Annotated in this window: 14 protein-coding genes and 2 pseudogenes; 2 read left to right on the plus strand and 14 right to left on the minus strand. The window is 59.7% G+C overall.

Annotation, left to right across the window (positions count from 1 at the left end):
* Positions 1 to 69: 69 nt before the first annotated feature.
* The gene (locus GNX96_RS66065) at positions 70 to 192 is read right to left on the minus strand and encodes a hypothetical protein (RefSeq protein ID WP_390624264.1); all 123 of its coding nucleotides are present in this window, start codon (positions 190 to 192) and stop codon (positions 70 to 72) included.
* Here GNX96_RS66065 and GNX96_RS66070 point away from each other — a divergent pair.
* Positions 136 to 339 (plus strand): annotated as a pseudogene (locus tag GNX96_RS66070) (hypothetical protein); the annotation flags it as partial. The gene GNX96_RS66065 and the pseudogene GNX96_RS66070 sit on opposite strands and share 57 nt — an antisense overlap.
* Positions 278 to 1075 (plus strand): M4 family metallopeptidase, encoded by a 798-nt coding sequence (locus tag GNX96_RS39710; RefSeq protein WP_279582715.1) that lies wholly within the window; start codon positions 278 to 280, stop codon positions 1073 to 1075. The pseudogene GNX96_RS66070 and the gene GNX96_RS39710, both read left to right, overlap by 62 nt.
* On the opposite strand, the gene GNX96_RS39715 is transcribed toward GNX96_RS39710, so the two are convergent.
* From GNX96_RS39715 to GNX96_RS39770, 13 genes and pseudogenes are all read right to left on the minus strand, one after another.
* Positions 1056 to 1382: a hypothetical protein gene (locus GNX96_RS39715; protein ID WP_163572815.1), complete on the minus strand. Its 327-nt coding sequence runs from the start codon at positions 1380 to 1382 to the stop codon at positions 1056 to 1058. The genes GNX96_RS39710 and GNX96_RS39715 overlap by 20 nt on opposite strands.
* Before the next feature lie 890 nt (positions 1383 to 2272).
* The gene (locus tag GNX96_RS39720) at positions 2273 to 3064 is read right to left on the minus strand and encodes a polymorphic toxin-type HINT domain-containing protein (protein ID WP_163572816.1); all 792 of its coding nucleotides are present in this window, start codon (positions 3062 to 3064) and stop codon (positions 2273 to 2275) included.
* A 264-nt stretch (positions 3065 to 3328) separates the two neighbouring features.
* Positions 3329 to 4384: a polymorphic toxin-type HINT domain-containing protein gene (locus GNX96_RS58815; RefSeq protein ID WP_313885907.1), complete on the minus strand. Its 1056-nt coding sequence runs from the start codon at positions 4382 to 4384 to the stop codon at positions 3329 to 3331.
* Between the two features lie 368 nt (positions 4385 to 4752).
* Positions 4753 to 5682, minus strand: coding sequence for an alpha/beta fold hydrolase (locus GNX96_RS39730; protein WP_279582716.1), 930 nt, complete (start codon positions 5680 to 5682; stop codon positions 4753 to 4755).
* A gap of 341 nt (positions 5683 to 6023) precedes the next feature.
* Positions 6024 to 6422 carry a hypothetical protein gene (locus GNX96_RS39735; RefSeq protein WP_279582717.1) on the minus strand — a complete coding sequence of 133 codons (399 nt, stop codon included), beginning with the start codon at positions 6420 to 6422 and terminating at the stop codon, positions 6024 to 6026.
* A 176-nt stretch (positions 6423 to 6598) separates the two neighbouring features.
* A complete protein-coding gene (locus GNX96_RS39740) occupies positions 6599 to 6877 on the minus strand; it encodes an RHS repeat domain-containing protein (protein WP_163572818.1) in 279 nt (92 codons plus the stop codon).
* Between the two features lie 207 nt (positions 6878 to 7084).
* On the minus strand, positions 7085 to 7255 hold the full coding sequence (locus tag GNX96_RS39745) for a hypothetical protein (RefSeq protein ID WP_163572819.1): 171 nt from the start codon (positions 7253 to 7255) through the stop codon (positions 7085 to 7087).
* 709 nt (positions 7256 to 7964) lie between these two features.
* Complete coding sequence (locus GNX96_RS66075) at positions 7965 to 8318, minus strand: polymorphic toxin-type HINT domain-containing protein (RefSeq protein WP_163572826.1); 354 nt, start codon at positions 8316 to 8318, stop codon at positions 7965 to 7967.
* Between the two features lie 710 nt (positions 8319 to 9028).
* Complete coding sequence (locus GNX96_RS39755) at positions 9029 to 9265, minus strand: hypothetical protein (RefSeq protein ID WP_163572820.1); 237 nt, start codon at positions 9263 to 9265, stop codon at positions 9029 to 9031.
* Positions 9266 to 9336: 71 nt separating this feature from the next.
* Complete coding sequence (locus GNX96_RS58820; RefSeq protein ID WP_279582719.1) at positions 9337 to 9663, minus strand: hypothetical protein; 327 nt, start codon at positions 9661 to 9663, stop codon at positions 9337 to 9339.
* 9 nt (positions 9664 to 9672) lie between these two features.
* Positions 9673 to 9981: pseudogene (locus GNX96_RS66080) on the minus strand (polymorphic toxin-type HINT domain-containing protein); the annotation flags it as partial.
* A 232-nt stretch (positions 9982 to 10213) separates the two neighbouring features.
* Positions 10214 to 10669, minus strand: a complete 456-nt coding sequence (locus tag GNX96_RS39765) for an SMI1/KNR4 family protein (RefSeq protein ID WP_163572821.1) — start codon at positions 10667 to 10669, stop codon at positions 10214 to 10216.
* Positions 10669 to 12735 (minus strand): deaminase domain-containing protein (locus GNX96_RS39770; RefSeq protein WP_279582720.1); only part of this gene is annotated, 2067 nt, incomplete at its 5' end. The genes GNX96_RS39765 and GNX96_RS39770, both read right to left, overlap by 1 nt.

A 12735-nucleotide genomic window follows, 5' to 3' on the forward strand; every position in this document is an offset into this window, starting at 1 on the left:
CGTCACAGTGTGTCACCGTTATCTATGCGTACAGTTAACTGCATCCTCCCCCCGCACATCGTCGAGCGGCTACGCCAGCACGGCGACTCCACCATGCGCGACATCGCCACCGCGACGGCCGCCATCGACCTGCGGATGCGCGAGGAGAACCGCCGACCGCAGCTGCGTGGCGCGCTTCCCGAGCAGCCCCACCTGCAACGCCAGATCAGCGACGCCGCCGGCACCGAAGACCTGCCCGGCACCAAAATCCGCTCCGAGGGCGACCCGCCGGCCACCGATGAGGCCGTCAACGACGCGTACGACAAACTCGGGTCGGTTTTCAAGTACTACCTGGACGTACACAGCCGAAACGCTATCGACGGCGCCGGCGGCCCACTGCTGGCTACCGTGCATTACAGCCCAAAAATACGACAACGCGTTCTGGGATGGCACCCAGATGGTGTTCGGCGACGGCGACGGCAGCATTTTCGTCGGCTTCACCAAATCCCTGGACGTGATCGGCCACGAGCTCACCCACGGCGTTTCCGCCGAGGAAGCGAAGGGCCTGGAATACCACGATCAACCGGGTGCGCTGAACGAGTCGATCTCCGATGTTTTCGGCTCCATGGTGAAGCAATACGCCCTCGGTCAGGACGCGACACAGGCCGACTGGTTGATCGGCAACGACATCCTCGGCCCGGACTTTCACGGCGTCGCACTGCGCTCGATGGCCGCACCCGGCACCGCGTACGACGACCCACAGCTCGGCAAAGACCCGCAGCCGGCGACCATGGCGCAGTATGTCCAGACCCAGAACGACAACGGTGGCGTACACATCAACTCGGGTATCCCCAACAAGGCATTCCACGACGCCGCGGTCGCACTTGGCGGCAATGCCTGGGAAACCGCCGGCAAGGTCTGGTATGCCGCACTGCTCGACGCAGATGGACGGCACCCTCGACTTCGCCACCTTCGCCGCCGTGACCGTACGAATCGCCGGCACCCTCCCCGACGGCCCACGCCTCACTGCCGCGATCACCGAGGCATGGAAGGGCGTCGGAGTCTCAGTGGCGTGATCAATACTGACCCGCCGTAGACTTCGCTTGCTCCGCGACGAGCTCAACTTGCCCAGCAGTTAAGCGGCGAAGATCCCAGAGCAGGTCAGCGTCATAACCAAATGACGTGGTGGTTGACGAAGAGTCGGTGACCAGCTGGACTTCTTGGGTCACCACGCCACTCGCGTCGCGGGTGAATGTCGACGTGTGATTTCGAGCGTCCGTCGACGACTGCAGCCGCCCGGCCGGATCGTAGGCAGCCGAAGTCGACGCGAGCACCGTGCGGCCGTCGGTATCCAGCTGATTGACCTGCAGCGGATCACCAAGGAGGTCGTAACTGGTGGCCACGAGTGAGTACTACGGATCATTGAGGGCGCCAGCAATTCTGCACCATCCGCAGCTACCTTGCGACCGCAACGACACACAGCTAGCACTACATCGATGCCATCATCCAACTCGCCGAAGGCAGACCTTGGCTGCCAAAATCCACCTGACCAGTTGTCTTTTGGCTACCGGCATCCTGAGGTCGGTAGATCCCTCAAGGCGGCCCAAATCAAAAAGGCTATCGCGTCAGCTGCGGAGAGAAATGACCCGGCTCACCGGGTGCAAATTTCGGCACTCGCCCGCACCAAAGTCGGGTGTCCGCGAAAGGCGGGGCGGCACCAGAGCCCACCAAGGCGCGCGCTTTCCCACATTTCTTACTGCAAGTCATCTGAAACCGACACCGAGCGCAGACGGCCGTTATTCTAGACTTCGGTCAGTCACCGAGAAACCAGAGGAACTTATGCGGTCGCTTGTCACCCAGCTCGCAAAGTCTTGAGATCTCCAAGAGGAACTCCACTGCCCCAGGTTTAACGCGTTCATCTGTCCGACATACATCAATCTCGGCCCGCAGTGCTCGCATTTGCGATCTGTTGAATATCGTATTTCCATAAGGGTCAATATGCCCGATCATTGGAAATTCGCCAGGAGGAAGATATGGCACCACCCAACCAAGTGCGGGATCCGAAGCAACCATCTCAATCAGGTTCTCGCGTTCGTCACGAAGGCTAACAAGCATTGCCATTAGCCACGCTCCGGCAGGCCTGGATGCGTCGTAATGAGATCTCCATTCCATCTGTTCCGAATGACAGTGTAAACCTGTGTGGAATCGCCGTTTGGATGACGTCCTACATCGGTTCCGGCGTTGATGATGAACTCAACAGTTCCACCTCCGCGTTCATCTTGGATTCGACCAGTCAAGCCTCTCGTTTGATCGGCCATCGCACCGATATCTGTGCCTTCGTTCCATACCGAGTCCTTTTGGGATTGTACCGAGGCCCGTCAACTGTATGCCGCTCTGTTGCATGATCAATGCCGTCGGCATCCTGAAGTTCCTCCCAGGCATCACCGGGGCCACGACTGTCCGTTACTCCACAGTTATGGACGAGGACCGCCGCAGGTCCGGCAAGGACATAGTACGTATGAAGGTCGGGGATGGTGAGGTCGTAGGTGGTGGTGTGCGTGTCGCGGTACAGGCGTGCTGCTAGCACGACCGCCGTACGGCCGTCGGGCTGCTGGAGGCGGTCACCAGCGTGGAGGGCGCCGGCTTCGACGAAGGCAGACTGGGTGATGTCGTAGAACGGGTGATGGGCCGTCGTCGTGACCGTGCCGACAGACGCCCGGTGACCCGAGCGGTCAAGAGACCCGATCGTGAGGTTGACGAAGTCGTAGTCGGTCTTGGTGACGATGACCGTCCCGACCGCGTGCGCTTGCGTCTTCCCGTCACCACCAGGCACGGCGTCCGCGATCTTGTCGCCGACTGCCACCTTGCTGATCGGCTTATGGGAGCCATCGGCCATCAATACGAGGGTCGTGCCGACGAAACTGTGGCAAGGGGGTGCCGCCTCGGCGGAACCGCCGCGGCCACCGCGGGACATGAACGCCTTGCCGACTCCAGCCAGAGCCGCAGCCGGACCCGGAATCGCTCTCGGCCCCGCCATTTCTAAAGAGCGGACAAGGCAGATTTTCGAACCTTGCGGCGCCACCATCCACTCACGTTGCCGTCAACTACTGCCGTGAACCACCGCAGAGCCCCGCCCAGGACACAGGTGATGGGCTTCGAATTTGCTACAGCGATCCGCAGCGAGGGCTGCAGGTCAGAAAGGCGAGGCTACACCTCGTCCTCCAGCCAACGTCCGAATGGAGCAACCTCCAAAAGTTCGGAATTGACCGCCTTCAACCGGCCCACATGGAGTCCATACGAGGGCTTCTACAGCGCCACCTTATCGCCGGATTGCTTGTCACCAACCAAACTATGGTGCAGGCGAGACCGGATTCAATACGATGATTATTTCAGCAGGCTCGTCAGGGTCATCCCCGTAGAGGTCGACCTTGTGGACGTTCCCATTGACTGGAAGCTCAAGTCGAATCTCGCCATTAGGATCATAGATTGCGATGTTTTCCGTCGAGAGCCGCATCGTTCCCGAGAAAAGCAAATTCGCACCTTCAGGGACGTACGGCCCACTGATACAAATAACGGTCACATATCCAGTGGCCGCAGGGACGACCGATACGTACAGCGAGTCAGTGCCGGCGTGGACTGACTCCTGCCCTGGATCCCACGAATCATGAGAATCTACACTGTCCGAAGAAGCGACGACCAGCAGTCCATGAGCGAACCGCGCAAGCCCACCGCCATAAACTCTATCCTCCGCCACTGAACTTAGAGACTGGAAACTCAGCATACCATCCTCGAAGAATTGCGTTAACAATGCCACCTTGTTTGCGCGAGCATACGCTACAGTGCGGGTAAAGAGTCCATGGTCCATTCGGGTTAAGCTTGTTGGCAGGGTTGTGATCGCCCGTCCAATGTCCATCCTTGTACCCTGAATTGTCAGAGCGCGGCACGCGGTACAGCCGTTTCGGTCGCCAAACTCGTTAATCATTTGTTGTTCATGCGGCAGGACCTTGTCGCCACGTTCCGCCGCGACACCTTCTGCTACTTGCCCGGTCAGGGGAGGCCCAAGCGTTAGCTTACAAAGATTGTCTTCGTCGACATTATGGACAAGCACAGGGAGCAAGCCGGCCGATACATAGTACGTGTGGAGGTCGGGGATGGTGAGGTCGTACGTCGTTGTATGCGTGTCGCGGTACGGCCGTACTGATAGCACCACCGCGGTACGACCGTCGGGTCGCTGGAGGCGGTCACCAACGTGGAGGGCGCCGGCTTCGACGAACGCGGCCTGCGTGAGGTCGTAGAACGGGTGATGAGTCGTAGTCGTGACCGAGCCGACAGATGCCGGGTGACCCGCGTGATCGAGAGAGCCGATGGTGAGGTTGACGAAGTCGTAGTCGGTCTTGGTGACAATGACCGTGCCGACTGCGTGCGCCTGCGTCTCCTGTCGCCACCTGGAACAGAGTTCGCGATCTTGTCGCCGACGTGCATCTTGCCGATGGGCTTGCTGGACCCGTCCGCCATCAACACCAAAGTGCTACCAACGAAACTGTGCAAAGTACACGAAGGCGACTCTTCATCACCGCCAGAAGGTGCAGACTCCTCAGACGGAGCCGACGGCCCGGCGCGGGCATCCCTGAACGACTTACGACCACCCGACACCGCACCGACCGCCGCGCCCAGAGCCACCCAACCCCGACGTGCCTCATTCGCATCGAATCCACAATCTCAACAATGTCCAGATTCTGGGCGGCGAGCCCGCGCAACTCGGCGATCCAGCCTTCATCTTCCATTACGGCCTCCTGAATTCAGCGGACACCGCCGAATATCCTCCATCATCAAACGGCATGCCGCACCGCTCGACGACCAGATGGACGGCACCCTCGACTTCGCCACCTTCGCCTCGGTGACCGAACGAGTCGCCGGCACACTCCCGGACGGCCCGCGCCTCGCCGCCGCGATCACCGAGGCATGGAAGGGCCTCAGAGTCTCAGTGGCGTGACAGCCAGTCGTCAACGACTCCCTGGAACTCCGCCGGCTGTTCCCACTGCGGGAAATGCCCACAGTTCTCGAAAACGTGCAACTCCGCCCCCGGAATCCCGGCCGCGCGAGCCGCTCACTGTTCGGCAGCGGGCACTGCGGATCCTGCCGCCCCACCAACACCAGCGTGGGGCACCGGATCTCACCAAGCCGGTCCTCGATGTCGTACGAGCTGACGGCCTGCCCGAAAGCCATCATCCGTGGCATCGAAAACGCGTCCGGACGTGCGCTGAACTCGGCAGGAATCGGCGTACGCTCCGGGTCGGCCACGCTGGACCGGAAAATCGCCTCCCGGTAGCCTTCCTTGTCACCGCCGACCATGAGTTTCTGCATTTCCTGGCGCATCTGTGCGGCCTCAGTGTTGTTCGGGTCGTACATGCTGCCCTGCACGAACCGGTGACTTCCGGCCGTACCAATGAGAATCAGCCCGCTGACCCCGTCCGGATCAGCCAACACCGTCAACAGCGCGACCATCCCACCGGTGGACGCCCCGCAGAGCAGCCATTTCTCAACATCCAACGCCTTCCGCGCCTCGACGAGGTCATCGACGAACGCCGCCATCGTCAGGTCGCGACTATCCCGTACCGGCCCAGACGCCCCGATCCCCCGCGGATTGATCGCGTACACCCGCCTGCGGCCGGCCAGCGCCGCCGCCACGGCACCCTCCGCCAAAACAGCGTTGTACTGATGAAAAAAAGCGCCGCCGTCGGCCCTGACCCGGCCGGCTCGCACTCCAACATCCCACCCGGAACCTCAATCACTCCACACCTCCCGTTGTGTACCGTCACATATTCTTACAGGTGGACAACTCCCGCGTTACGGGAGGCAGGCAGTGCTGAAGAGCCCGCATGTCGATGACAGACGCCGGGGGCGGACTCGGAATCGCTCTCAGGCCCGCCATTTCTAAGGAGTGGACGAGGGCAGACTTTCGAATCCCGTGCGATGCAAGCCCATGGAGAGAACTACAGATTCATTCGAAGAAGTCTCTCACAGAATCCATAGATGCCACCCATTCAGAAAATCCTATTTCCGTCTTCGTCAATGGCACAACGAGGCCCGATAGAAGCCCACGGCTCTCCGGTATCGAAGCCAGATTCAAGCTCATCTAGGAAAATTATGGCATTCTGGATATAGACATTATCGCCGTCACGATACATCGGCCAGCATGTCAGAAAATTAGTGCTCTCAGGATCCGTCATGGAGACCAGCAAGCACGACCGAGAGTTCGGGTCATCCTTGAGTGCATCAAAAGCCTGACGCCAACTCCGACGATAGTCAGACTCGCTCCAGAAGCCCAGGGGAGCCCTGAAGGTCTCCACGAATTCGCCAATCACGATTCGCCCCACCGCCTCCCCAAGGCTTCCGGTCCTATCACCGGAAGCCTCCTGCGATTCCAGTTCAATCGCGAACACGTCACTCCTTGAGATAGTTCAGGTCACCATCATAGGTCCCAATACGCACCCCTCGACGGCTGAACATCTTCCATCCCCGCGACATTGTGCCATCGACGTCAGGAGTAGTTCTTGCCGTTTGAGAACACTTCCTGACCATGGGAGTCGAAGGGTGCCTTCTGGGCGGGATTCGTGTCCTATATCCAGATCTGCCGCCAAGTCACACGGGGGTCGCGCCGCGCCAAAGCGTCGTAGCCCGTCATCATCACCGGATGGGCGAGAACGAGCGAGCCGCCACCAGTCTCGACATTGACGGCCGGAGCGGTGGTGACCGCCAACTGGCCAGCTTCGTCGTACGAGTACGCGGTGGCGTTGTTGTCAGCGTCGGTCATGGAGGTCGGCAGGCCACGTTTGTCCAGCGTCCAGCTGACTTTTGACTGATGCCCCGCGGCGTCGCTGAAGCTTCGGCTGGTCACTCTGCCCAGCGGGTCGTACATCAACGCCTGATGTTTGTCGCCCCGGTCCCGTCACTGGCCACGGTGGTCAGCGGCTGGTCGTCCGGACTGAAGGTCGTGGTCGTGGTGCGATTGACACCGGACGGATCGACTGTCGTCGACGTGGTCCGATCGGCGGTATCCACTGTGGACACCGCAGTGGTGGCTCCGTTGTTGGTCAGTTGTTGGTCAGTTGTTGGTCAGTTGGAGGACCGGTTCCCCAGCCGCGTGATAGGCGTTCGGCTGCTCGACAAACGGATTGTTCCCAGCCGAGTCCCGTTTGGTAACGGTCGTCCCGCCCATGGAGTCGGTGAGCGTGGCCAGACGTCCGGCCGGGTCGTACGCTCTGGAAGACTCCACCAAGTCCGCCGCCGACGAGGGGTTGTTGGATCACCTGTGAATCCCTTGAGCACCCGGGTCAGGAGCGGCCGTTGGCGTCAATGGTGTAAGCCGTGGTGACACCGTTCGGATCCGGCTCGGACGTTTTGTGGCCGCATGACCCACGACTACAAGCGTAGCGGCACCATTGATCTGATAGACGACAGCAGGTAATTCTGGCTCGTTACTCGCGTGACACGTTCCAGTCCGCCAGGTGTCGCGGCCTGACTCCACCGACCATCAGAGAGAACAGCTCGTCAGCATTCCTTGAATAGCTATACACCGCCGCATCCATGCCAGCGTAGAACCTCCCGTCGACGGAAATATAGACCGTGAAATGGAACCCATCCGTACCAACAGGACAGAGCAGCTCTCCAACCAACCCAGAGCAGCGCCAGGCGATCCTGGCGTCACGTTCGGTACAAACCCGATCAGGGTCAAACTCAGTCCAACAAAATTACTTCTCGTTCGCCCATGACGATACTCGGCGCATGCAGAATCCGCAGTTGCGAGAACTCTCCCCAAGAAATCCACGGCAGCATCCGAAACGTCGAATCCCATTGACCTCATGTCGCCGACCAGGACAGAGACATCAGCTCTCCGCCCAGGGTTCCAACCTGCCTTTTCGAGAGCAACGCTCGGGTCGTATCACTGAACGATAAGTTCATACCTCACCCGTCCCCCAGCAAGGTCAGTGGCGCCGCGTCTGACAAGAGCACTCTGACAGGAGAGGCACGCGGCTTCTGGCAATCCACTGGAGCTCCGGACTGTCAAGAATTCGATGTCGGAGAGCTGGAGCTCTCGCACTCTTCGCTGCAGCCCTGGCCGCAGCACCAATGTCGCAAACACCATTAGAGTTATGGACCAAGATAGCTGTTGCGCCCGCGAGTACATAGTACGTGTGGAGGTCGGGGATGGTGAGGTCGTACGTGATGTTGTGCGCGTCCCGGTACGGGCGTACTGCTAGCACGACCGCAGTACGGCCGTCGGGCTGCTGGAGACGGTCACCCGCACGTAGCGCGCCGGAGTTTATTCTTTGGGAGATCTAAAGAAATCGAGCACTGCTTGACGCTGGCTTTCTACTGTCCCAACTTCAGCGAACTGAGCTGGCGCAAAAATGTCCACCAGATCAGCATCATCAGTCAAAGGCGGCTTCCTCCGCAACGGATATGCGAGGCGTCCATTTGACATCTGCCTGCCCATCCCGGAAGGAAATACGGTCGGACGAGATCCCTGGCAGCAAACCAGGAGGCCCTCTTCTTCAAGGATGCGGCGCACATCCTTGAGGCACTCAAATAGATCATCGCCAGCATGGAAACTGGCAACCCGATTATCTCGCACTAGCCTGATGTTTTGGCTCCCCCGAATCGTCAACTTCAAGGACAAGGGACTCCCTGCGGCCATCTTCGCTGGCAGCTGCCAGGTGTAGCGTTTCCATCATTTCCCCAGGGGAGCATAGTTCGGGTTATCCATCCATGTTCCATCGCGCATCCGTTTCTTGCGAGCAGCGCGAAGAATTGCCGCTGCGTATTTGCCACCTATCATACCGCCGACACCAAGAGCTAGGCGCCCAGACAGCGTCCGCGACCTTTGCATTTGACAGCGACCTGCCCGATGGGCACCCGGGAGCCGACCAGCCGTCAACGCCAAAAAGCGGTGGGCAAAGCTGTGAAACTCAGTTGACCTCTCAACGGCCAGGCCTGCGGAGTCCGCAACGACCCAACACAACAAGTAGACCTTACAAGCCAATATTTCCTAGTCGCGAACCCTTAAGGAATCCTCCAATATTTCATCAGAAACGACTCCTTTAAGCCAGCCGACAACATCATGGAGTTGATGCGTCGCCAATCCGAACGTGGACTTTAAGTCCACTGCCACGCTGAACTCCTTCCCCATCTCAAAAAGTCCGTCATGCTTAATTTTCCGGACTGCGGTAAGTGGTGCAACGCCTTGCTCTTTAGCCTCTCGCAGGAAGGCCAAGCGATCATCCATACCCAATCCCTATCTAAAGAGCACCGACACAACGTTGAAGCCGTCGATCCCTTCGTCGGCCTGCAGTATCATCACACGATTGAACCCGTACTCGGCTGCCCTTTGGCCAGTCCAAGTACCACGAGCGGCAGATCCCAGGCTTTACCATTAGCGACAGCATCATTGAATGCTCCCAGGTCGTCGCCATAGCGCCAATAGCCCGCTATCGACTTCACCCGATCGCCAAAGTGGTCCATCACATCAGCGAACATCTGCTTACCACGAAGGGGGGATCCAGATTCGGGATGGTTTTCCATCATCAGTGTAAGACTACCGCTCTCGTCGAGGTCAGCAATGACGCCACTTCCTGAATCCGCATGTGAGATCGAGATGCTGCTTTCGCTCTTTGCGACCTCCACGCCGCAGTTGTGAACCAAGACGGCCGCGATCCCAGCGAGTACATAGTACGTGTGGAGGTCGGGGATGGTGAGGTTGTACGTGATGGTATGAGTGTCCCGGTACGGCCGTACTGCTAGCGCGACCGCCGCGCGGCCGTCGGGCTGCTGCAGACGGTCACCTGCACGTAGCACGCCGGCTTCGACGAAGGCGGCCTGAGTGATGTCGTAAAACGGATGATGGGTCGTCGCGGTGACCGTCCCGACGACTCCGGGTGGCCCGTTGTGGTGGAGCGACCCGATCGTGAGACTGACGAAGTCGTAGCCGGTCTTGGTGACGATGACAGTCCCGACCGCGTGGGACTGGGTCTCAACCCTTGCCTCGTCAGTCCATTGTGTCTGACATGATCATCGATCGGCGAGGATCCTTCTTCTCGAGCACTGGAGCATCAGCCCAAAACCATTCATCTGGAAAGCCACCGCGGAAGACATCATCGCCAAGGCCCGACGCGGCGGCGGGACACACTCCACCAGATCAAATCAGCGACAGACCACCAACTTCACCTGCAAGCAGTCACCTTTTTCTATCCGGCGAATATGCGGACAAATATTCCGCATTAACAAATTCGGTAAACGATTTCCATCGAGCCATGGGCGCCTCTTCTTCCTCCATGTATAGCGTGACGGAGGGGTCCGCAACATTCAAGGAATCCATCCAATAGACCTGGTAACCTTGGTGCATAGCAAATACCAGAGCACCTTCCGGTAACTTCACCCCTCCGACGTTGTCGGCGAAGAAATCATGGGTAGCACGCGGCAGGTCAAGGATCGCCGGATAGAAAGCATCTGTGCCGAGAAGGATACGTCCGGCGCCGCTACCCATCAGCCTAAGAAATTCGACGTACGCCTTAGGTAACCCCCCAATCTGCCACGAACTTGCGAGCTGGTCCACTTCACGAACATCTAACCCGACGACGAGATCAACATCCACCGCTCTTACCTCTGCGGCGATTTCAGCAATTGAGAGCATCAGCCCATCCCTGTAGCGATGTTAACTCTAATATCTGGGAACGCGGATTGGAACTGCTCAATAAGGTTGGAACAATCGGGGCAGACAGGGCGTTCAGAGTACAGATCCACAGTCCCCTTCGCGCCAGGTTTTAGATTTGAGGCCAAAGTTTCAAATATATGAGTCTCTGAATCGAACGGCCGTGAGCCGGGATTGAATCGCCTCGTCGCTGGCATGCCAACTTCACCCGGATTAACATGCTTTCCGCTCGAAGCAATCATAATCTGATCCGATCCGTCAACCTGCACTCGAGCTACTGCGATGTTCTTATCTGCTTTAACTCCAAGACCACCATTTGCGTTTTCCCTATGATCGGCAGCAGCGTCAGCAAGACTGCAGTTATGTACCAGGACCGGCGTAGCCCCGGCGAGTACATAGTACGTGTGGAGGTCGGGGATGGTCAGGTCGTACGTCGTGGTGTGCGTGTCGCGGTACGGGCGTACCGCTAGCACGACCGCCGTGCGACCGTCGGGCTGCTGGAGGCGATCACCCGCGTGGAGGGCGCCGGCTTCGACGAAGGCGGCCTGGGTGATGTCGTAGAACGGATGACGGGTCGTCGTGGTGACGGTGCCGACAGATGCCGGGTGGCCCGAGCGGTCGAGGGAGCCAATGGTGAGGTTGACGAAGTCGTAGTCGGTTTTGGTGACGATGACCGTCCCGACCGCGTGCGCCTGTGTCTTCCCATCGCCGCCAGGCACGGCGTCCGCGACCTTGTCGCCGACTGCCACCTTGCTGATCGGCTTATGGGAGCCGTCGGCCATCAGTACGAGGGTCGTGCCGACGAAACTGTGGCAAGGGGGTGCCGCCTCGGCGGAACCGCTGCGGCCACCGCGGGACATGAACGCCTTGCCGACTCCAGCCAGAGCCGCACCACCAGCGCCAAACAGCGCACCAGTCGCGGCGCCAGTGGCGGTCGCCTGGCCAAGACCAGACCACGAACAGCCAGCAGAAGAATCAGAGCACGTCAGCCCGTACGAAGCGGCCGCAGTCGCACCACCACCGGCGGCACCGCCCGCAGCTCCGGCTAGGACGCTGGTGACCAGTTCCGGAAGGGCCTTGCCCAGGGCCGCCGTGACCAGACGGCCACCCAGGCCCCCGGCAATACCACCGACCGCGCCGCCGACGCCGCCGAGCAGCGCCGCCTTGCCGAAGGCGGATGCCGAACACCCGCCCTTCTGGCCCTGGGCGCAGTTCACCCCTTGCTCGACCAAACCACCGACCGCGCCCGCCAGCGCGCCGCAGCCGACCGCGCCGACTACCGCGCCCACACCCGCAGTGAATGCTCCGAGAGCGGCTTCACATCCGGCGAAGACGACGGTCGATACGGCGATCGACGCGATCGTGGCCGCATGGGCCTTGATGAAGGTGCCAACTGTCGCCGCTGTCTTGGCCGCCACCGTCGCCGCATGCTGCAACAAAACTACGGAACGGTGATATGCCTCAGCAGCCAAACGTTTGACCCGGGCAGCGGCTTCTAACGCCAGTTGTTTGACACGGGCCGCGTAGGCCTTCGCCTGATTCCACGCATCGTTCACATGCTGAACAGCGGTCTGGATCCCCACCCGCACAGGAACAATGTAGTGGTTGTAAACGTAATTCACGGTGGGCGCGATGTATGTGTTGTAAATATGACTGATGACCGGCGCGACGTACTTCTGGTACGCATGACTAACTGCAGCCGCGGCAACCGCCAGGTGGCACCCGAAGTCCCAGAAGGAGGAACACTGTCCGGACGGATCGGTTCCTCCCAACGGATTGTCATCGACATAGGCGAACGGGTTCGCCGACACCGACTGCGGTGCCGGGTCCAACGACACTGAGTCCTTGTTCTGGAATTGGCCATTCGCTGGGTTGTACCAGCGGGTCGCCATGTTCACCTTGCCAGTGAACGAATCCGTCCACCCCGACTGATAGCCGAGGCCACCGACCATGCCCGCGGTCGCGGTCACATTTCCCATCGGGTCGTAGACCGACGAACCCGACAGCGACCGAAACACCCTCGGAGAACTCACACCAACAACATCGTC

It is taken from the genome of Fodinicola feengrottensis (genome assembly GCF_010993775.1).
In the GTDB taxonomy this organism is placed as follows: domain Bacteria; phylum Actinomycetota; class Actinomycetes; order Mycobacteriales; family HKI-0501; genus Fodinicola; species Fodinicola feengrottensis.